A 19923-nucleotide genomic window follows, 5' to 3' on the forward strand; every position below is an offset into this window, starting at 1 on the left:
ACCTTTTAACGTCTGTGGGGCCGAAGTGGACTTCGTGCCCGGTCGGCGAAGCGGTTTGCCTTACTGTTCGTCTTCGAGGTTCGCGTCCGGATCCCAGCCATCCTCGCGGGCCTTCTGCATCTGCTTCTCGTAGGCTTCTGCGTGGCGACGGCGCAGGTCATCGGGCAGCTGGCTCGGGATGCCGCCGCCATGCTTGTCCCATTCGGCATTGACCCGGTCGGCCAGTCCCTGCAGACGCCCAAGTTCCCAACCTTCACAGGTCTCGTCTTCCGGAATCAGGCCGAACACGCGGGCATCGAGGATCAGGCGGCCGTGGAAGGTCATGCCCCCATCACCATCGTTGTCGATCCCGACGTAACCGTCTTTTGCTGAGTTGCCTCTACGCTGCATGTTGTACTCCGTCTCTCTTATTCGGATTCGTGAAAACGGGCATCGACCAAATCGGCGATCCCCTCGATGGCCTGGGCGGCATCGTCGCCGGTGGCGGTGACGGTGATCGTCTTGCCACAGGCGGCGGCCAGCATCATCAGGCCCATGATCGACTTGCCGTTGACCTGGCGGTCGTTGAACGCGACTTCGATCTCGCTTGCGTATTGTTCGGCCGTCGCGGCGAAACGTGCGGCGGCGCGGGCGTGCAGACCGCGACGATTGCGCAGCGTCAATTCTCTCTGGACGACGGAAGGAATGTTCTCGCTCATGACCGCTCCTCGGTCGCTCCTTCCTGAATGATACCCTCGCGACCCCCGCTGCAGGCCTTGGCCGTCATCTCGTCGAGCGACAGGCGCGGATAGTTCAGGGCGCGAACCAGCATGGGGAGATTCACGCCGGACAGTACCTGCACATCGTGCTGATCGCGCAAGCGGTGGGCGATGTTCGACGGGGTCGAGCCGTACATGTCGGTCAATACCAAAACCCCCTCGCCCCTGTCGAGGTCGGCCACCCGCCGTCGGGCGGCATTGAGCAGATCGATCGGGTCGTCGTCCTGGCGCACGTCGAGGTGGTCGAGCCGGGTAGGGAGGCGTTCTAGCATATCGGTGGCCGTTTCGATCAACTGGCCCCCGATGTCGTTGTGACAGATCAGCAGGATTCCGACGGTCATTGCGGGAGTGCTTCCTCGGTCGCGGTCGGCAAAAAACGCATCATACCGAAAAACGGGCCCGAGACAGGGGGTGCGCCATCGCGGTCAGTGGTTGCCGAGATCACGATGGCGGACCACCAGGTTGCCGAAGGTGGGCCGCAGGTCGCGGGCGATCTGCTCGACGACGTAGACCGAGCGATGCTTGCCGCCCGTGCAGCCGATCGAGCAGGTGAGGTAACTGCGATCACTATGGCTTGCCTCGGTGAGCATGTGAGCGAGGAACTCGGCGATGCGCGTGCGGGTCTCGTGCGTCACCGGATGCTGTTCGAGGTACTCGACCACCGGTTGATCGAGTCCGCTGTGCGAACGTAGCGCTGCCGACCAGTGCGGATTGGGCAAAAAGCGCACGTCGAAGAGAAAGTCCGAGTCGAGGGGAATGCCAAACTTGAAGCCGAACGACTGGATCAGGATGCGCGGCCCGGCCTCCTTTTCACCGATCAGGCGTGAGCGCACGTCCTCACGCAGTTGGTGGACGGTGGTCAGGCTGGTGTCGATGACCAGGTCCGCGTAGGCGCGGATCGGCATCAGTAGTTGCCCCTCGCGCGCGATCGCCTCGACCAGGTTCTCGATCTGGTAGGAGAGTGGGTGCCGCCGCCGGGTCTCGGAAAACCGGGTGATCAGCCGTTGACGATCGGCCTCGAGGAACAGGCTGCTGATCTGCAGTTGCGGCAGGCGTTCCCTGAGTCGGTCGATGCGGTCGGGAAGGTTGGCCAGCGATTGCTCGGGCGCACGCGCATCGATGCTGATCGCAATCCCGCGCGCGACGATGCTGCCTTCCAGGTAGCTTTCGGCGAGGTGGTCGAGCAGGTCCGGCGGCAGGTTGTCGATGCAGTAGAACCCGCTGTCTTCCAGGGCCGCCAGGGCCACGGACTTGCCCGAGCCGGATTGCCCCGTGACGAGTATCAAGCGCGGCAAGGGGGCGGTCATGACCAGGGCTCCGGCCTTTCATCGGGGCGCGGCGGAATCTCGCCGTCGGCGAACAGCCGCGCGATTTGCGGGCTGGCCGGCTGGCCGCCGCGCTGTCGCTCGAGGTTGCGCTGGCGCACGATCGTTTCCAGCAGGACCGCAAGGTTGCGCCCCGGTGCCACCGGCATGCGCCAGACGGGAATGGTCTGCCCGGCAACCGGCTCGTTGCCACGGTCGCCGAACAGGCGCTCCTCGGCACCGATGGGACGGCCGGCATCGGCGGGGTAGAGGTCGACGATCAGACGAAGGTATTTGCGCGCCTTGATCGCGTTGCTGCCGAAGAGTTCGCGGATGTCGACGATGCCGATGCCCCGGACTTCAAGCAGGCCGAACAGACGATCGGGGCAGGAGCCCGTGACTTCCTCCCCGTGAGCGGTGAAGCAGGGCGCGTCGTCGGCGATCAGTCGATGCCCGCGGCTGAGGAGTTCGAGTGCCACCTCGCTCTTGCCAATGCCCGCTGAGCCGCGGATCAGCACCCCCAACCCGCTGACCTCCATGAACACGCCATGGCGCCAGTCTTCGTCAGTGTGGCCACATAACCGTCGCAACCGCCGAACGACGGTCTCGTCGTCCTCGCTGGTGCTCAGGATATGGATGTCGGCCGCCGTGCTGGTGGCCGTGGCGTGCTGGTCGAGCCAGTCGGCGAGCACGTCGGCATGTGCCCGGCTGAGAATGATGACCCGGGGCGGGCTGATCGCCGCCACCGGTCCGTTTGCCCGCTGCAGACACTCCTCGCCACACTGGAGGTAATGACGCAGCGACGGGGAGATCAGCGCGACGCGCGTGGGTATCCAGGGGTTTGCCGAGCCGATCAGGCGTTGGTCACCGGCAACGGGCGCGTCCCAGCTATCGGGAAGCGCCCGCTGCCAGTCGCTATCGCCGGCGTCCGAGGGAAGGTGCTGATAGGTGAAGCTTGGGATCATGGCCTGCCCCTGTGATCGGGCTCGCAGCCCGGGTCAGCTCGCAGTCGCTTCCGCGCCGTCCTTGAGCCATTCTACCATCAGGGCCTGCACGCGCTCGGCGCTTTGGGTCTCCATGATGGTTTCCCGCTCGTCGGCATCGTTGAGGTGACGAGCCAGTCGGCCGAGGATTTCCAGGTGTTGCTCCGGGCAATCCTCGGGGATGACCAAGCCGATCACCAGCGTGACCGGGGCGCCGTCGGGCGCGCCAAAATCCACGCCTTCACGAAGTCGGATCAGCGCCCCACGCGGGGTGAGGATATCGTCGACGCGACCGTGGGGAACGGCAATGCCGTGGCCAATTGCCGTGCAGCCCAGCCGCTCTCGAGCGACGAGCGCCTCGAAAATGCGGGTGGCCTGTTCGCCGCCGAGCTCATCGTCGGCGAGTAGGCCGGAAAGGACCTCAAGAACCCGCTTGCGGCTCTGGTACAGCTCGTCGATCCGGATGTGGTGGATCGGAAATAGCTCGGCAGTATTCATTAAGCACCCTGTCGGTCGACTGGTCGCGAGGATCACTCGCGGGTCGGGGCGGGAATGGTTGAATCGGCGCGCATCATAGCGTGTTGCGCCGGCTGTGCAACACCGATTCCGACGTCGTGAAGGGGGCGATTGGTCGCTGCCTTCACGTCATCCGCCGACGAGTGGCCCGGCGGAGGGGGCTCAGCGGTGACTGGTCAGCTTTTCCTTGTGCTTGACGATCTGCCGGTCGAGCTTGTTGATCATGGCATCGATGGAGGCATACATGTCGTCGGTGGTCGCGTCGGCATGCATGTCCTGACCGCTGACGTGCAGGTTCGCCTCGGCCTTCTGCGCTTCCTTGCGCTCCACGGTCAGAATGACGTGGATATCCACCAGCTTGTCGAAGTGACGTTCGAGTCGAGTGAACTTCTCGTGGACGTGGGCCTTGAGGGCCTCGGTGACGTCGACGTGATGACCGGTGATGTCGATCTGCATGAGCCGCTCCTTATAAGTTCGTTATATCAGTCGCTTGCGGTCGGTTGATGAGGCAATTCCCATCGCCTCGCGGTATTTGGCGATCGTCCGTCTTGCGACGTCGATCCCCTCATCTCCCAGCATGGTGGCAATCTTGGCGTCGCTCAAGGGCTTCTTGGGATTTTCTTCCTCGACCAGCTTCTTGATGCGCGCCCGGATGGCGGTCGCCGAGCACTCGCCGCCGTCGCTGGTGCCGACATGGCTGGAGAAGAAGTACTTGAACTCGAACACGCCCCTGGGGGTGAGCATGTACTTGTTGGTGGTTACCCGGCTGACCGTCGATTCGTGCAGTTCGAGTGTCTCGGCGATCTCGCGCAACACCAGGGGCTTCATCGCGATCTCGCCGTGCTCGAAGAACTCGATCTGCCGGCGCACGATCTCGCGTGCCACGTTCAGCAGGGACTCATTGCGGCTGCGCAGGCTCTTGATGAACCAGCGGGCTTCCTGCAGGTGGTTGCGGATGTAGGTGGCATCCTTGCCGCGGCTGGATCGATCGATCAGGCTGGCATAAGTCTGGTTCACTCGCAGTCGCGGCGCGATTTCCGGGTTGAGGTCGACGTGCCAGCCGTCCTCCCGATGGGTGACAATCACGTCTGGCTTGATGTAGTCGGCCGTCGTGTCTCCGATCGCAAGCCCGGGGCGGGGGTCGAGCAACTGGATGAGCCCCAGCGCCGCCTCGAGGCGTTCGCGACTGATGCCCAGCCCCTTGGTGACCTGCGGCAGCTCACGCCGGGCGATCGCTTCGAGCCAGTTGCCCTCGAGCACGGCGCGGGCATCCGCGGCGGCCGGGTCGTCGGCATGAAGATGGTCGATCTGGATGATCAGGCACTCGGCCAGCGAGCGGGCGCCGACGCCCAGTGGATCGAGTCGCTGGATGTAGTGAAGCGTGGCTTCGACTTCCTCGGCATCGATCCCCGGCAACTCGTCTTTCAGCAGGGCGACGAGTTCCTCGAGGGATTCGTCGAGATAGCCGGATGGTTCGATCGATTCGATCAGGGCGGTGGCGATCCGCCGGTCGGTTTCCGACAGCGTGGCGAGATGGATCTGGCTCAGCAGGTGATCACGAAGATTGTCTTCGCCGGTCGATTGCGTCGCGAAGGGGTCGTAGTCGTCGCCGGGGGCGTTGGCACTCAGGGGGGTGCTGCCATCGGACTCGTAGTAGTCGTCCCAGGTCGAGTCCACCACCAGGTCGTCATCGGCCGACTTGTCCTTGCGGTCATCAAGGAGTTCCTCGCCGGCCTGGAGGCCGGGGTCCTGCTCTTCCTTGGCGTCCTGCTCGGCCGTCTCTTCCTCGGGATGCTCGTCTTCGCCGACCTCGAGCAACGGGTTGGTGTCGAGCGCCTGCTGGATCTCTAGGCTCAGCTCCAGGGTGGAGAGTTGCAGTAGTCGAATCGACTGCTGTAGCTGTGGCGTCATGGCCAGTGACTGGCCCAGGCGAAGTTCGAGTCCTGCCTTCATACCGGACATGTCATGCCTCCCGCGGTGGAGTCAGCGTCGGGTGTGATGCGGGCCAGGTGGTTGGCTGGCATGGGTGTTGCCGAGCCCGGTGTGGGGTAATGAAGTGAGGTTGCGCACGCAATTTGCATGAGGTTCAGTTTAGCCGAATGGAGGCGCACTGTGCCAACGATTTTGCCGCGGACGCCGAACGCCGATTGGGTCGATCGGTGGTTCGGCAAGACGAATCACAGCGTGAAATCGTGGCCGAGGTAGACGTCCCGCACCGACTGGTTTGCCAGCAACTCGTCGGCGGTGCCGTGGGCGAGGATTGTGCCGTCGGAGACGATGTAGGCGCGTTTGCACACGCCGAGGGTTTCGCGGACGTTGTGATCGGTGATCAGCACGCCGATGCCACGATCGCGCAGGTGCTCGATGATGCGCTGGATGTCGATCACGGAGATCGGGTCGATACCGGCAAATGGCTCGTCGAGCAGCATGGCGCGGGGGTTGGCGGCCAGCGCCCGGGCGATTTCCACGCGACGTCGCTCGCCACCGGACAGGGATTGGCCCTTGGAGCCGGCGATGTGGGTGATGTTGAGTTCCTGGAGCAAGTCGTCGAGCGCGCGTCGGCGAGTCGCCCCGTTGAGATCGCGGCGCAGTTCGAGGATGGCGAGGATGTTCTCGCGCACGGTCAGCTTGCGAAACACCGAGGGTTCCTGCGGCAGGTAACCCAGGCCGAGGTGTGCGCGCCGATCGATCGGCGTGTGCGTGATGTCGTGTCCATCGAGATAGACCCCGCCCTGGTCGACCCCGACCAGTCCGACGATCATGTAAAAGCTGGTCGTCTTGCCGGCCCCGTTGGGGCCGAGCAGGCCAACGATCTCACCGGCCTCGACGCTCAATGACACATCGCGCACGACCGGACGAGCCCCGTAACTCTTCGACAGGCTGCGCACCTCGAGCAGGGCGGGGTGCCGTTGTTCGGTGGAGGCAGTGCGCGATTGGGTGGTTGCCGCGGTCATCGTTGCGTCAGTCCCCACCGTTGTCGTCTTTCTTGTTGCGTGGCTGCAGGGTCATCTCGACACGTGCGTTGCCGCCTTCCTCGCCGGCCTCGACCACCTCGCTTTCCAGGTCGTAGGTGATGCGATCGGAGCGGATGTCGTCGCCGCTGCGCTTTAGCCAGGCCTCGTCGGTCAGCTCGATCTTGCCTTCGGCGGTGCGGTAGTCCGCTTCGCGCGCCTCGCCCTCGACCCAGTTGCCTTCGTCATCGCGCTCGCGGAAGGTGGCGGGGTGACCCTCGAGCACCGCCCGCACCAGCTCGCCCTCCTCAAGATAGAGCGTCGCGCGGTCGCCGGTGGCATGCAGGCTGCCCTGGTCGATCACCACGCTACCGGTGTAGACACTGGTGCCCTCCTGGTAACGGGTCACCTTCTTGTCCGCCTGGACCTTGACCGGCTGCGTCCGGTCGGCCTGTGCCGCCAATGCAGGCTGGGTGCCCAGGCCGATCATCAGTGACAGGCCGACTGTCGCGAGCCAGGTTGCGTGGTTGCGGCTTGAGTGGTTGGAATACGTTGGAATCTGCATGGTGTGATCTTCCTGCCTTCTCGCCGGCGTCGGGGTGGCGTAGCTGCCGTGCCGAGTCGGGTGGGTTAGTCGGTTTTGTCGGTCGTGCCGGGTTGGATTTCGTCGCGGACCTGCCCGGTCTGGGTCAGGATCTTGTCGCCCCAGTCGAGGGCGAGCTGCTCGGCGTTACTGTGCCAGCGGGGCGTGCCGTCCGGCGCGGTCTCGCTGATACGCCCCGGGACGTCGGTGCGCGCCTGGCGCTGTGCCGGATAGAGCCAAAGCTGTTCGGTGGTCAGTTCCAGCAATCCGCGCTCCTGGTGCGGCTGGCGCTGCGCGTGAACCGACCCTGCCAGTTCGACCGTCTCGCCTCGCTCCGTCACCGTGCCGCGTTCGGCGCGCAGTGTCCAAGGCGGCACGGTCGGATCGGCATCCAGCAGGGTGGCACGCGGGGAGTCGAGCTCGTAGTGGTCTCCCGTGGTCGTCTGGTCGAGGTGAATGGCCTGCGAGCTCTCAAGCCGATAGGCAAGTTGGCCCGCCTCGTCGTATTGCCAGGTGGTGGCATTGTCGAGGCGCTGGGCGTAGCCGCCGGCTGTATCGGTTGGCTGGGCCAGCTCGTCGGCGAGGTTCTGCCACGCCAGCCAGCCAACCAATCCCAGCCCGGCGATGGCGACCAGGCCGCGATTGACCCGTGAGGAGAGCGGCCAGCGCATGATCAGCGGTACCGCGCCAGTACTTCACCCCATTGGTCGCGCGCATCGATCAGCGTGTCGATGAGCGCCCGCACCGCCCCGTAGCCGCCGGGAACCGGGCTGATCCAGTCGACCCGGCTGCGGATCACCATGGGGGCGTCGCTGACCGTCGCGGACAGTCCGGCGCGATTGAGCATCGGCAGGTCCAGGACGTCGTCGCCCATCGCGGCGATCTCGTCGAGGCTGATTTCAAGCAACTGCGCCAGTTCCTCGATCGCCTGGCCCTTGTCGGTGGCGCCGAGCACCACGTGCTGAATGCCCAGGGACTTGGCCCGTCGGCTGACCGCGGGCGACGAACGCCCGGTGATGATCGCGACATCGACGCCCAGTTCCTGGATCAGCTTGATGCCGTGGCCATCGCGGCTGTGAAATATCTTGTGTTCCTCGCCATCCTCGGTCAGGTGCAGGCGGCCGTCGGTCATCACGCCGTCCACATCGAGCACCAGCAGCCGGACCTGCCGCGCCCGTTCAATCCATGTCGTGTCATGCCCGGCCATTACGCCACTCCCGCCCGCAGTAGATCGTGCATATTCAGGGCGCCGACCAGGTGCTTTTTCTCGTCGACGATCAGCAGGCCGTTGATTTTGTCGCGCTCCATCATCGCCATCGCCTCGGCGGCGAGCACGTTGGCCGGGCAGGTGCGCGGATCGGGGGTCATCACCCGTTCGATCGGGCAGTCGAGGTCGAAATCGCTTTGATCGAGCAGGCGACGCAGATCGCCGTCGGTAAACAGTCCGAGCAAGCGATCGTCTTCATCGACGACGGCCGCCATGCCCAGCCCGCCCGAGGACATCACCAGCAACGCCTGCTTGACGCTGTGCCGAGGCCCCACCCGCGGCAGCTGCTCGCCGGTATGCATCACATCGCGCACGTGCAGCAGCAGGCGCCGGCCTAGCGAGCCACCCGGATGGGAGAGGGCGAAATCCTCGGGCTGAAAGCCGCGGGCGTCGAGCAGGGCGACGGCGAGGGCATCGCCCATGACGAGCGTGGCGGTGGTGCTCGCGGTCGGGGCAAGGTTGAGGGGGCAGGCCTCGCGGTCGACGCCGACGTCCAGATGCACGTCGGCCGCCTGGGCGAGCGTCGACTGCGGACGGCCGGTCATGGCGATCAAACCCACGCCGAGACGCTTGATCACCGGCAGGATGGCCAACATCTCGCCCGTTTCCCCGGAGTTAGATAGGGCGATGACCACGTCGCGCTGGGTAATCATGCCCAGATCGCCGTGACTCGCCTCGCCCGGGTGGACGAAGAAGGCCGGGGTGCCGGTGCTCGCCAATGTGGCGGCGATCTTGCCGCCGATATGACCGGACTTGCCCATGCCTGTAACAATCACCCGGGCCTCGCAATCGAGCATCAGACGGCAGGCGTCGACGAAGGCCTGGTCGAGTCTTGCGGGCAGCGCGTCGATGGCCTGCCGCTCGATATCGATCACCTCGCGGGCCATGCGCAGCAGGTTGTCGGGATGCAGGGCGTTGGGCTCCATGGGGTATCCGGTTGGCGTGCTAAGATTTTTGGGGCTCGAAGTATATCAGTCCGACGCGAACGGACCGCCGTGGCTTGTCGCACCTTTTAGAACAGGCGGCGGTGAAGACAGGTGGCGATCTATCCGGTTCCGACGTCAGTCCGTTTCTGTCCTGGGGGTGAGCGAATGCAGCCGGATGCCACGGCCATTCAGGCCGATCTTGTTGATGCGGTGATCGAGCGACAACGCGAGGCGGCTCGCCATCGTGGCCTGGAGGTGTTTTTCCGGGATGGCCATGCCGGTGGCGAGCCGGCGCCCGAGGTGGCCGTGATTCCGCCCGGTGGGTGCTGGATGGGTAGCCGGGCCAGTGAACATGGTGCGCGCCCCGTCGAGCAGCCGCGGCACGAGGTGCATTTTGAGCGCGCCTTTGCCATCACCCGGGGGGCAATACGTCGTCGCGAGTATGCTGCGTTCCTCGCGGCGAGCGGGCATCGCCGGCCACGCCCCTTCAGCTGGAACGATCCGGAATTTCCCATGTACAACGTCTCGGCGCGCGATGCCGAGGCCTACGCGCGGTGGCTGAGCGAGGTCACCGGGCACAGCTATCGCCTGCCCACGGAAGCCGAGTGGGAGTACGCCGCCCGCGCGGGCACCGACACCATGTTCTGTTTCGGCGACCGAATCCGCCGACAGGAGGTCAATTGTGCCGGCGGTCTGCATTGCACCCGCGGGTTGTTCCTCTGCGGCGTGGGCAAGCCGGTCCCCGTGGGGAGCCTGCCGCCGAATGCCTGGGGCTTGTTCGAGGTGCACGGCAACCTGCAGGAATTCACCCTGGATCACTGGCGCGATGCCTTTGCCGACGGGCCGCGCCCCGGTGATCGGGCGTATCGGAGCATCGATCGGAAATACCGTTACCTGCGCGCGGTGCGCGGTGGGTCGTGGTTCGATCCGCCAGGGGCCTGCCGTAGCGGCTCGCGGGCCCGTCGTCACCAGGACGAATTCGACCTGAATCTGGGTTTTCGTTTGCTGCGCGAGATCGGGGCCTGAGCGACGTGTATCATGCGCGGTCGATTGATTTTCCGAGGTAGCCACCCGCGATGAAGGCGACACATCTTGGTCTGCGTTTCCGGCGTTCGCCGGCGCTCGAATCGAGTTTCTTCGATCCCGAGATGCCGGCTGACTGGCGCGTGGCCTTCCTGCTCAACGAGCAGGACGCTTTGTGGGTGGCCGGTGACGACCCGGATGTCGAGACCGTACTCGCCGAGTTGGAGGAGTCCCCCGGCGAGGTGTTCGTGGTGGTCGAGAAGCCCGCCTGGTCGCCGGCGTGGCAGGCACTGGCTGATGCCGGCCACCATGCCGTGGTGCGCCTGACGGGTGATACGCCGATCTGGCGTCCCGATACCCACGGTAAGCCGGCGGTGGTGGGCCTGGTGCCGGCCAGTGACCAGCCGGCCGATCTGCATGCCTGGCTGTCGGCTTTTCTCGACCAGGCGCCCGCCGAGGCCGCCCTGTTCGTTGACGGCGAGCCGCCCTCGGTGGCCACGGTCGACCGGTTGCGCACCCTGACGGAGTTGATGGGACGGTGAGTGATTCACGTACCACCACCGGCATGATCGAGCTCGACGCGGTGCATTTCGCCCGTGGCGACCAGGTGATCTTCGACGGTGTCGACATGCGCTTCGGCCGCGGCGAGGTCACCGCGGTACTCGGCCCCTCGGGCACCGGCAAGACGACACTACTGCGTCTGATTGGTGGGCAGGTGCGCCCGGCGAGTGGCCGGGTGCTCGTCGACGGCACCGAGGTGTCGCGTGCCCGCCGCAAGGCGCTATACGCCCTGCGCCGGCGCATGGGCGTGCTGTTTCAGAACGGGGCCCTGTTTACCGACCTCACGGTGGGTGAAAACGTCGCCTTCCCGTTGCGCGCCCATTCCCGTCTGGACGAGGCGCTGATTCGGCGCATCGTCCTGTTCAAGCTCGAGGCGGTCGGATTGCGTTCCGCCCGGGACAAGTACCCGGCCGAGCTCTCCGGCGGGATGGCCCGCCGCGCCGCGTTGGCCCGAGCGATGGCGCTCGACCCGGAGATCATGCTTTATGACGAGCCCTTCGCGGGCCAGGACCCGGTCAGCATGGGCGTGCTGTTGCGGTTGATCCGTCGGCTCAACGACGCCCTGGGCCTGACCAGCATCGTGGTGACCCACGACGTCAAGGAGGCGATGAGCATCGCCGATCAGGTGATCGTCATCGCGGGCGGCCGGGTCATCGGCCAAGGCACCCCTGACGAGGTGCGTGCGCAGCGCGAGCAGGAACCGGCCCTGGCGCAATTTCTCGACGGGGCTGCCGATGGGCCGCTCAACGCGGCTGAAGACGAGGCCCCGCTGTCGGTCGACCTCGGCCTGGGAGGCGGGCAATGAATGCGGTCCTGAATTCGATTGCCCGGCTTGGCCGGTCGGTCCTCGACGGGGCGCAGCACGCCGGCTCCATGGCACTGTTTGCGATCGAGTTGGCCTGGGTGCTGATTCCGACCTGGTCGCGCCCGCGGGACATTCTGCAGCAGGTCTACGCCGCCGGCGTGCTCTCGCTGGTAATCATTCTCGTCGCCGGTGGGTTCGTCGGGCTGGTGCTGGGGTTGCAGGGCTACAATATCCTGTCGAACTTCAATGCCACTGAATCGCTCGGTGTGATGGTGGCCCTGTCCCTGGTCCGCGAACTGGGGCCGGTAGTGGCGGCGCTGCTGTTTGCGGGGCGGGCCGGGTCGGCGATCACCGCCGAGATCGCCCTGATGAAGACCACCGAGCAACTCGCCGCGCTGGAGATGATGGCGGTCGATCCGATGCGGCGGGTGATCGGTCCACGCTTCTGGGGCGCGATGATCTCGGTGCCGTTGCTGGCGGCGATGTTTTCGCTGGTCGGCATCGTTGGTGGCTACCTGATCGGGGTCGTGGTGCTCGGTGTCGACGGGTCGTCGTACTGGGGCCAGATCCACGAGCAGATGGAGGCCTGGGACGATGTCGGCGGCGGTGCCATCAAGTCGCTGGCCTTTGGCGCGGTGATCGCTCTGATCTCGGTTTACGAGGGTTACCGGGCCGAACCGACCGCCAGTGGCATGGCGCGCGCGACGACGCAGACCGTGGTCCTGAGCTCGCTTGCCGTGCTGGGACTGGATTTTGTAATGACGGCTTTCATGTTTGGGGCGTGATGGAATGAATGTGCAACGCGGAGTCGAGCTGGTGGTGGGGCTGTTCGTGCTCGCCGGGATCGCCGCTCTGATGGTGATGGCGCTTCAGTGGAGCAACTTCGGCAGCAGTCGCGTGGCGGGCTATGAAGTCACGGCCCGGTTTGACAACGTCGGCGGGCTGACGGTGAAATCACCGGTCAAGCTGGCCGGTCTGACCATCGGCCGGGTGGACTCGATCGAGATTCATGCGGAGACGTTCCAGGCGGAGGTGCGCATGGTGATCGATGATCAGTACGACAACCTGCCGACGGACTCCTTCGCCAACATCTACACGTCTGGCCTGCTGGGGTCTCAATACGTCGAGATCTCACCCGGTGGTGCACTGGAGTCGCTCGAGGATGGCGACCGGATCACGATGACCCAATCCGCGATCATTCTCGAAAGCATGGTTTCCAAGTTTTTGTTCGACAAGGCAAAAGAATGAAGAATCGAGACGGAATCATTGAGCGGGGCGGATCGCTGGTCGTGATGGCGGCTTTGGTTGCCCTGGCAGGCGGTACGGTTCGGGCCGAGGGGGTTCCGGCTGCGCCGATTACCCTGGAGCAGGCCACCGAGATGGCGCTGCACACCGATCCGCGCATCGAGGAGCAGCGCGCCAACGTTGCGCGCGCCCAGGTGGCGATCGAGCGCGTCAAAGGCGAGGGCGGGCCGCGGGTCTCGGCCAACCTGTTCGTGGGGCTGGCGCCGAAGGCTGGCGACGGCATCTTCACCAACGGCAGCAATACCTGTCCGGCCGGCGAATCCTGCACGCTGCGAGATGATGGCAACGAACTCGACCAGGGTTTCAGCGTCAGCAGTGGCCTGACCGTCTCGATTATTCAGCCGCTGTATACCTTCGGCAAGCTGGAGAATTACGGCGACGCGGCCCGCCTGAACCGTGACGTAAAGGCATCCGAAGTGGCGTTGGCCCGTGGCGAGACCTGGCTGACCGTGCGTCGGGCCTACTGGGGCTATCTGGCCGCCCGTGACACGCGCCAGATGCTCGAAGGGGTCAAGCAGCAGGTGGATCGCACGCGTGACGACATGCGCAAGGATGCCGAGGCCGGCGAGGTGCCGATGCGCCAGTTGTACGCGCTGGAAAGCGGCGTGTCCCAGCTCGAGCGCTACCTGGCCGAGGCGAGCAGTGTCGAATCGATCGCGATCGACGGACTCAAGACCATCATCGGCGTGCCGATCGATGCGAATCTCGAGTTGGCCGACTCCGGCATCAAGCCGGTTGCCCTGCCTGACGGTGAGGTTGGGGAACTGGCCGATCGCGCCCTGGCCCAGCGCCCGGAGATGGCCATGGCGGAGAATGGCCAGGCGGCGATGCGCAATTACGTCGCCGCGCGCAAGAGCGAGCGCTACCCGAACCTCTATGCCGGGCTGATCGCCGGGGCGACCTATACACCGGGTCGCGATCGGCTGAACAACCCGTACATCAACCAGCCGCTCAACCAGGCCTACGCCGCGCCGGTGGTTGGCTTGCAGTGGGAGTTCAACCCGGGCGTGATGCGCGCGAACGTCAGCGATGCCGAGGCCCAGCTCCAGGGCGTGGTGGCCAAGGCCAAACTGGCCCGTCAGGGCATCCCGTTCCAGGTCGCGGAGGCCTATCATCAAGCACGCGGCCTGAAGCAACAGATCCGGGCGCTGGACGCGGCCAAGGGCAATACCCGCAAGTGGATGGTGTCGACCTTCATGGATTATCAGGCGGGCCTCGCCGAGGGCGGGGACCTGGCCGATGCGGTCAAGGCCAACACCGAGGTGCAGGCCGAGTACTTCCGTACCATCAACGACTACAACATGAGTGTCGCCAGGCTGGCGATCGCGACGGGGGATTACCCCCAGTAAGCCCGCGCGCCGCCAAGCCCGGATCGGCCTGTTTGCGCGGCACCCCTGTCATCCCATCAGTGAGATTCCCATGAGTTTTGCCATGTCCCTGTTTTCCCGTCGCTCTGGTGCCGGTTGGCCCGGCCTTGCCGTCATCGGGTTGTTGCTGACCAGTCTTGCCATGACGGCGCGTGCCGAGCCCAGCGAGGCGGATGCCTGTGAACTGGTGGAATCGACCGCCAAGGCGGTGATTGCCGAGATTCGCGACAATCGGGACGCCGTGGAGGCCGAACCGAAGACGCTGCTCGAGATTGTCGACCGTCTGCTGCTGCCGCATGTCGACTCCGAGCGCATGACCCGATTGGTGCTGGGGCGTTATTACCGGCAGGCCAGCGCCGCCGAGCGCGAGCAGTTCACCGAGGAATTCCAGCGATTGCTGGTGCGTACCTACGCCGGTCCCCTGTCCGAGTTGGGCGACCAGGAAATCCGCATCATCGGTACCAAGCCGGGCGGCGCGGACGACGAGTTGGTGGTCGAGTCCGAGGTTTCCGGTGGTGATCTGGGCACCGTGCCGGTGGCCTACCGCATGGCGCCGGTCGACGGCGCGTGGAAGTCCTACGATGTCATGGTCGATGGCATCAGCCTGGTCAACAACTATCGCGGCAGCTTCGCGCAGAAGATCCAGCGCGATGGCATCGACGGGCTGATCCGAACCCTGCGGGAGCAGAATGAAGACGTCTGGGGCTGAACGCGGCTGGGACCTGCGCGTCGAACCGGGGTTGATCCGGCTGAGTGGATCCCTGCTGCGTGCGGGTCTCGATCGCCAACCGGCCGATCTCCCCGAAAACGTGGTCGGTCCACAGGTCGATGTCCACCTCGGCCAGGTCGAGCGCATCGACACCGCTGGACTGGCCTGGCTGGCCGCCATTCAGGCCCACGCCGAGGCAAAAGGCATCCGTCTGCGATACACTCACGCGCCCCAGGCCATGCGCCAGATGCTGGCGGTCTACGGTCTCGAAGGCCTGATGCCTCTCGAAACCGGCCTGGATGAGCCCGATTCGCCCACGGCCCGAGACCCGATCCAATTTCATGAATAAGCTCCTGATCCGCGGCGGCACGCCGCTCGACGGCGAGATTCGCATTTCCGGCGCCAAGAACGCGGTACTGCCGATGATGGCCGCCTCGCTTCTCGCCGACTCGCCGGTGACCATCGAGAACGTCCCGCACCTGCAGGACGTGACCACCACCATGGAGCTGCTGGGCCGGATGGGCGCAACCCTGACGGTGGGCGACCACATGAGCGTCGAGGTCGACACGACGACGGTCGATACCCTCGAGGCGCCCTACGACCTGGTGCGCACCATGCGCGCCTCCATCCTCACGCTCGGCCCGATGCTCGCTCGGTTCAAGCAGGCACGCGTCTCCCTACCGGGTGGCTGCGCGATCGGCACCCGTCCGGTGGACATCCACCTCAAGGGGCTCGAGGCGCTGGGCGCCGACGTGCGCGTCGAGGGTGGCTACATCGAGACATCCGCCGAGCAGCTGGTCGGCGCGCGCATCGTGCTCGACCAGGTCACGGTCACCGGCACCGAGAACCTGATGATGGCGGCGGTCTTCGCCCAGGGCGAAACCGTGCTCGAGAACGCCGCACGCGAGCCCGAGGTGGTCGACCTGGCCAACTTCCTCAACGCCATGGGGGCCGACGTGCGAGGCGCCGGCAGCGACGTGATTCGCATTCACGGCGTCGAGCGCCTGCACGGCGTGCGCTATCGCGTGCTGCCGGATCGGATCGAGACCGGCACCTATCTCGTCGCCGCGGCGATGACGCGCGGGCGCATCCTGGTGCGCGACACCCGTCCCGAGCTCCTCGACGCTGTGCTGGCCAAACTGGAACAGGCCGGCGCGGAGATCGAGCTGGGCGAGGACTGGATTCGCCTCGACATGCACGGGCGTCGGCCCAAGGCGGTCAATATCCGTACCGCACCGCACCCGGGCTTCCCCACCGACATGCAGGCGCAGTTCGTGGCGATGAACGCGGTGGCCGAAGGGACCTCCACGGTGGTCGAGACCATCTTCGAGAACCGCTTCATGCACGTCCAGGAAATCCAGCGCATGGGCGCGGACATCCACATCGAGGGCAACACCGCGGTCATCCGTGGCGTGGAATTCCTTTCGGGGGCGCCCATCATGGCGACCGACCTGCGTGCCTCGGCCAGCCTGGTGCTGGCGGGGCTGGTCGCCAGCGGCGAAACCGTCGTCAATCGCATCTATCACATCGACCGGGGCTACGAGTCCATCGAAGAGAAGCTCTCCCGCCTCGGCGCCAATATCCAACGGATCACGAACTGATCACCATGTCCCAATCTGACCAGATCGTCGTCGCGCTCTCCAAGGGGCGCATCTTCCAGGAAACCCTGCCGCTGCTGGCCTCCGTGGGCATCGAGCCGCTCGAGGACCCGGACAAGAGCCGCAAGCTGATCCTCGAGACCAGCGACCCGAGCGTGCGCCTGTTGATCCTGCGTGCCTCGGACGTGCCGACCTACGTCCAGCACGGAGCCGCCGATATCGGTGTCGCGGGCAAGGACGTGCTGTTCGAACACGGCGGCGATGGCCTGTTCGAACTGGTCGATCTCAAGATCGCGCAGTGCAAGCTGATGGTGGCGGGCAAGCCGGGGGCGCTCGACCGGTCCGGCCGTATCCGGGTGGCGACCAAGTACACCCGCGCCGCCGAATCGTACTTTGCCGATCGCGGTCGTCAGATCGAGCTGATCAAGTTGTACGGCTCGATGGAACTCGCCCCGCTGGTCGATCTGGGCGACTGCATCGTCGACGTGGTCGATACCGGTAACACGCTACGCGCCAACGGCCTGGAGCCGCTCGAGCACATCGCCGAGATTTCCTCGCGCCTGATCGTCAATCGCGCAGCGCAGAAGCTCAAGCACGCGCGGGTAAGCGATTTCGTCGATCGGGTGGAGCAGTACCTGGAGGGCAAGTGATGATCCGTCGCATGAATGCCCGCGCCGCGGGTTTCGATAGCCAGCTCGACGAGCTTCTGGACTGGTCCGGCATGGCGGACGAGCGGGTGGAGGGCATCGTCCGCGAGATACTGTCCGACGTGCGCAAGCGCGGCGATGCTGCCGTGGTCGAGCACACCCGCCGTCTCGACCGACTCGAGGTAACCTCGGCGGCCGAACTGGAACTGTCTGCCGAGCGACTCGATGCCGCCCTCGAAGCGATTCCGGACGATGTGCGCGAGGCGCTCGAACTGGCCGCCGAACGCCTGCGGGCCTACGCGGAGCGGCAGAAGGGCGAGAGCTGGACGTACACGGAGGCCAACGGCAACGTCCTTGGCCAGCAGGTGACACCGCTCGACCGGGCGGGGCTCTACGTCCCCGGCGGCAAGGCGGCCTACCCGTCGTCCGTGCTGATGAACGCGATCCCGGCCAAGGTTGCCGGGGTCGAGCAGGTGATCATGGTGGTGCCAACTCCCGACGGCGTACAGAACGACACCGTACTCGCCGCGGCGCGTATCGCCGGGGTGGATCGCGTGTTCACCGTCGGCGGAGCGCAGGCGATCGGCGCGTTGGCCTTCGGTACCGAGACGATCCCCGCGGTGGACAAGATCGTCGGCCCGGGCAATATCTTTGTCGCCGCCGCCAAGCGCGAGGTCTTCGGCCGGGTGGGCATCGACATGATCGCCGGGCCGTCCGAGATCCTGATCGTCTGCGACGGTCACACCGACCCCGACTGGATCGCGATGGACCTGTTCTCACAGGCCGAACACGACGAGCAGGCGCAATCGATCCTGCTCGCCCACGACCCCGATTTCCTCGATACGGTTGCCGCCTCGATCGAGCGTCTGTTGCCCGATCAGCCGCGTGCCGAGATCATCGCCAAGGCGCTGGAGACCCGTGGCGCGCTGATCGAGGTCACCGACATCGATCACGCCATCGAACTGATCAACCGGATCGCCCCCGAGCACCTGGAGCTGTCGTTCGAGGGCGCCGAGAAGCGTCTGGGCGAGATCCGCAATGCCGGGGCAATCTTCGTCGGTCGTTACACCGCCGAGGCCCTGGGCGATTACTGCGCGGGTCCCAATCACGTGCTGCCCACCTCGGGCACGGCGCGCTTTTCCTCGCCGCTGGGGGTCTACGACTTTCAGAAGCGCTCCAGCATCATCCACTGTTCCCCGGCCGGTGCCGCGGAACTGGGCCGCATCGCTGACCGTCTCGCTCGGGCCGAAGGGCTCGAGGCACACGCGCAGTCGGCTCGCTATCGGGTCGAGGCCGAGGGTTGAACGATGGCCGCCGACGCGCCAAACCGTTTCTGGTCGGATGACCTTGGCAATCTATCGCCCTACGTGCCGGGTGAGCAGCCGAAGATCGACGACCTGGTCAAGCTCAACACCAACGAAAACCCCTTCGGCCCGTCGCCGCGGGTGATCGAGGCGGTTCGCGCCGCCGCCGACGATGGCCTGCGACTCTACCCGGATCCGACCAGTCAGGCGTTGCGCGAATGTCTTGCCGATTACCACGGCGTCACGGCCGAGCAGGTCTTCGTCGGCAACGGCTCGGACGAGGTGCTGGGTTTCCTGTTCCGGGCGTTATTCCAGCGCGGCCGGCCGGTGGTGTTCCCTGACATCACCTACTCGTTCTACCCGGTCTACTGCCGGTTGTTCGGCATCGAGCCGCGCACGGTCGCCCTGGACGAGGAACTGGCCGTGGACGTCCAGGCGATGTGTGCGATCGATCCGTCGAGCGTGGGCGGGGTGATCCTGCCCAACCCGAACGCGCCCACCGGTCGGCTGCTGGCGATCGACCAGGTCGAACGACTGGCGGCGCACTTCGGCGACTGCGCGGTCGTGATCGACGAGGCCTATGTCGATTTCGGCAGCGAGTCGGCGATCGGGCTGGTCGACAGCTACCCCAACTTGCTGGTCACGCAGACGCTGTCCAAGTCGCGTTCGCTTGCCGGCTTGCGGCTGGGGTTTGCCATCGGCGATGCCGGGTTGATTGACGGGCTTGCGCGGGTCAAGGACAGCTTCAATTCCTACCCCGTCGACCGCCTGGCCAGCGCCGGCGCCATTGCCGCCTACGAGGACGACGCGTACTTCGAACAGACGCGGCGCGCAATTATTGCCATGCGCGACCAACTCGGCGCCGATCTGGAGGCGCGGGGCTTCGAGGTGGTGCCGTCGGCGGCCAATTTCGTGCTGGCCCGTCACGCGACCTGTGCCGGCGCGACGCTTGCTGCGGGGCTGCGGGACCGGCGGGTGATCGTGCGCCACTTCGATCGCGCCCGGATCGGCGATCACCTGCGGATCACCATCGGTAACGAGGGGCAGAACGCGACCCTGCTTGCGGCCCTTGACGAGATCCTCGCCGAGGGCTGATGTGCCTGGGGTATTCGTGCAGATATCCCTTGCGGCCTGTTTTCGGTTCGGCCTGCGTGTTATTCTTCGCTCGCGTTCTGGCCAGCAACGGGCCGGCCTCGACGCCACCCAATGGTGCCCTGTGTTCGTCCCTTCGCGACGGATCGCCGTGAATTCCGCCAGGCCCGGAAGGGAGCAACGGTAGCGGTCGATCCGGGCGCCGGAGATCGGCGGATGCAGGG

At 65.5% G+C, this 19923-nt stretch carries 25 protein-coding genes and 1 other RNA gene; 13 read left to right on the forward strand and 13 right to left on the reverse strand.

What is annotated here, in order from left to right; genetic code table 11:
* Positions 1-60: 60 nt before the first annotated feature.
* The 13 genes from ABGV18_RS02430 to ABGV18_RS02490 all read right to left on the reverse strand — a co-directional run bounded on the left by ABGV18_RS02430 (position 61) and on the right by ABGV18_RS02490 (position 9288).
* On the reverse strand, positions 61-390 hold the full coding sequence (locus ABGV18_RS02430) for a hypothetical protein (RefSeq protein WP_396584650.1): 330 nt from the start codon (positions 388-390) through the stop codon (positions 61-63).
* A 17-nt stretch (positions 391-407) separates the two neighbouring features.
* A complete protein-coding gene (locus ABGV18_RS02435; RefSeq protein ID WP_396584651.1) occupies positions 408-698 on the reverse strand; it encodes an HPr family phosphocarrier protein in 291 nt (96 codons plus the stop codon).
* Positions 695-1099: a PTS sugar transporter subunit IIA domain-containing protein gene (locus ABGV18_RS02440; RefSeq protein WP_396584652.1), complete on the reverse strand. Its 405-nt coding sequence runs from the start codon at positions 1097-1099 to the stop codon at positions 695-697. The genes ABGV18_RS02435 and ABGV18_RS02440 overlap by 4 nt, the downstream gene beginning before the upstream one ends.
* Positions 1100-1183: 84 nt before the next feature.
* Positions 1184-2065, reverse strand: a complete 882-nt coding sequence (rapZ, locus tag ABGV18_RS02445; RefSeq protein WP_396581722.1) for an RNase adapter RapZ — start codon at positions 2063-2065, stop codon at positions 1184-1186.
* The gene (locus ABGV18_RS02450) at positions 2062-3027 is read right to left on the reverse strand and encodes an HPr(Ser) kinase/phosphatase (RefSeq protein ID WP_396584653.1); all 966 of its coding nucleotides are present in this window, start codon (positions 3025-3027) and stop codon (positions 2062-2064) included. The genes rapZ and ABGV18_RS02450 overlap by 4 nt, the downstream gene beginning before the upstream one ends.
* 33 nt (positions 3028-3060) lie before the next feature.
* A complete protein-coding gene (locus tag ABGV18_RS02455; RefSeq protein WP_396584654.1) occupies positions 3061-3543 on the reverse strand; it encodes a PTS sugar transporter subunit IIA in 483 nt (160 codons plus the stop codon).
* A 180-nt stretch (positions 3544-3723) separates the two neighbouring features.
* Positions 3724-4017, reverse strand: coding sequence for a ribosome hibernation-promoting factor, HPF/YfiA family (hpf, locus tag ABGV18_RS02460; protein WP_396581719.1), 294 nt, complete (start codon positions 4015-4017; stop codon positions 3724-3726).
* A 21-nt stretch (positions 4018-4038) separates the two neighbouring features.
* Complete coding sequence (locus tag ABGV18_RS02465; protein ID WP_396584710.1) at positions 4039-5514, reverse strand: RNA polymerase factor sigma-54; 1476 nt, start codon at positions 5512-5514, stop codon at positions 4039-4041.
* Positions 5515-5738: 224 nt separating this feature from the next.
* Positions 5739-6515 carry an LPS export ABC transporter ATP-binding protein gene (gene lptB, locus ABGV18_RS02470; protein WP_396584655.1) on the reverse strand — a complete coding sequence of 259 codons (777 nt, stop codon included), beginning with the start codon at positions 6513-6515 and terminating at the stop codon, positions 5739-5741.
* A 7-nt stretch (positions 6516-6522) separates the two neighbouring features.
* Positions 6523-7077, reverse strand: coding sequence for a lipopolysaccharide transport periplasmic protein LptA (gene lptA, locus ABGV18_RS02475; RefSeq protein ID WP_396584656.1), 555 nt, complete (start codon positions 7075-7077; stop codon positions 6523-6525).
* Between the two features lie 65 nt (positions 7078-7142).
* Positions 7143-7766: an LPS export ABC transporter periplasmic protein LptC gene (lptC, locus tag ABGV18_RS02480; protein ID WP_396584657.1), complete on the reverse strand. Its 624-nt coding sequence runs from the start codon at positions 7764-7766 to the stop codon at positions 7143-7145.
* 2 nt (positions 7767-7768) lie between these two features.
* The gene (locus ABGV18_RS02485; protein ID WP_396584658.1) at positions 7769-8302 is read right to left on the reverse strand and encodes an HAD-IIIA family hydrolase; all 534 of its coding nucleotides are present in this window, start codon (positions 8300-8302) and stop codon (positions 7769-7771) included.
* Complete coding sequence (locus ABGV18_RS02490) at positions 8302-9288, reverse strand: KpsF/GutQ family sugar-phosphate isomerase (protein WP_396584659.1); 987 nt, start codon at positions 9286-9288, stop codon at positions 8302-8304. Before ABGV18_RS02490 ends, ABGV18_RS02485 begins: the two co-directional genes overlap by 1 nt.
* 165 nt (positions 9289-9453) lie before the next feature.
* Here ABGV18_RS02490 and ABGV18_RS02495 point away from each other — a divergent pair, with 165 nt between their 5' ends.
* The 13 genes from ABGV18_RS02495 to ffs all read left to right on the forward strand — a co-directional run bounded on the left by ABGV18_RS02495 (position 9454) and on the right by ffs (position 19921).
* Positions 9454-10314 carry an SUMF1/EgtB/PvdO family nonheme iron enzyme gene (locus ABGV18_RS02495; protein ID WP_396584660.1) on the forward strand — a complete coding sequence of 287 codons (861 nt, stop codon included), beginning with the start codon at positions 9454-9456 and terminating at the stop codon, positions 10312-10314.
* A gap of 50 nt (positions 10315-10364) precedes the next feature.
* A complete protein-coding gene (locus tag ABGV18_RS02500) occupies positions 10365-10853 on the forward strand; it encodes a hypothetical protein (protein WP_396584661.1) in 489 nt (162 codons plus the stop codon).
* Positions 10850-11677 carry an ATP-binding cassette domain-containing protein gene (locus ABGV18_RS02505; protein ID WP_396584662.1) on the forward strand — a complete coding sequence of 276 codons (828 nt, stop codon included), beginning with the start codon at positions 10850-10852 and terminating at the stop codon, positions 11675-11677. The genes ABGV18_RS02500 and ABGV18_RS02505 overlap by 4 nt, the downstream gene beginning before the upstream one ends.
* On the forward strand, positions 11674-12462 hold the full coding sequence (gene mlaE, locus ABGV18_RS02510) for a lipid asymmetry maintenance ABC transporter permease subunit MlaE (protein WP_396584663.1): 789 nt from the start codon (positions 11674-11676) through the stop codon (positions 12460-12462). The genes ABGV18_RS02505 and mlaE overlap by 4 nt, the downstream gene beginning before the upstream one ends.
* Positions 12463-12466: 4 nt before the next feature.
* The gene (gene mlaD / locus ABGV18_RS02515) at positions 12467-12925 is read left to right on the forward strand and encodes an outer membrane lipid asymmetry maintenance protein MlaD (RefSeq protein WP_396584664.1); all 459 of its coding nucleotides are present in this window, start codon (positions 12467-12469) and stop codon (positions 12923-12925) included.
* Positions 12922-14331, forward strand: coding sequence for a TolC family protein (locus ABGV18_RS02520; protein WP_396584665.1), 1410 nt, complete (start codon positions 12922-12924; stop codon positions 14329-14331). The genes mlaD and ABGV18_RS02520 overlap by 4 nt, the downstream gene beginning before the upstream one ends.
* Positions 14332-14413: 82 nt before the next feature.
* Positions 14414-15058 (forward strand): ABC transporter substrate-binding protein, encoded by a 645-nt coding sequence (locus tag ABGV18_RS02525; RefSeq protein ID WP_396584666.1) that lies wholly within the window; start codon positions 14414-14416, stop codon positions 15056-15058.
* Positions 15039-15407 (forward strand): STAS domain-containing protein, encoded by a 369-nt coding sequence (locus ABGV18_RS02530; protein WP_396584667.1) that lies wholly within the window; start codon positions 15039-15041, stop codon positions 15405-15407. Before ABGV18_RS02525 ends, ABGV18_RS02530 begins: the two co-directional genes overlap by 20 nt.
* Positions 15400-16659 carry a UDP-N-acetylglucosamine 1-carboxyvinyltransferase gene (gene murA / locus ABGV18_RS02535; RefSeq protein WP_396584668.1) on the forward strand — a complete coding sequence of 420 codons (1260 nt, stop codon included), beginning with the start codon at positions 15400-15402 and terminating at the stop codon, positions 16657-16659. The genes ABGV18_RS02530 and murA overlap by 8 nt, the downstream gene beginning before the upstream one ends.
* 5 nt (positions 16660-16664) lie before the next feature.
* Positions 16665-17306 carry an ATP phosphoribosyltransferase gene (gene hisG / locus ABGV18_RS02540; protein ID WP_396584669.1) on the forward strand — a complete coding sequence of 214 codons (642 nt, stop codon included), beginning with the start codon at positions 16665-16667 and terminating at the stop codon, positions 17304-17306.
* Positions 17306-18607, forward strand: a complete 1302-nt coding sequence (gene hisD / locus ABGV18_RS02545; RefSeq protein ID WP_396584670.1) for a histidinol dehydrogenase — start codon at positions 17306-17308, stop codon at positions 18605-18607. Before hisG ends, hisD begins: the two co-directional genes overlap by 1 nt.
* A gap of 3 nt (positions 18608-18610) precedes the next feature.
* Complete coding sequence (gene hisC, locus ABGV18_RS02550; RefSeq protein ID WP_396584671.1) at positions 18611-19702, forward strand: histidinol-phosphate transaminase; 1092 nt, start codon at positions 18611-18613, stop codon at positions 19700-19702.
* Positions 19703-19824: 122 nt separating this feature from the next.
* Positions 19825-19921, forward strand: an RNA gene (gene ffs, locus ABGV18_RS02555) — signal recognition particle sRNA small type.
* Positions 19922-19923: the final 2 nt, after the last annotated feature.

The sequence above is a fragment of the Guyparkeria halopsychrophila genome (assembly GCF_044582135.1).
Classification (GTDB): domain Bacteria; phylum Pseudomonadota; class Gammaproteobacteria; order Halothiobacillales; family Halothiobacillaceae; genus Guyparkeria.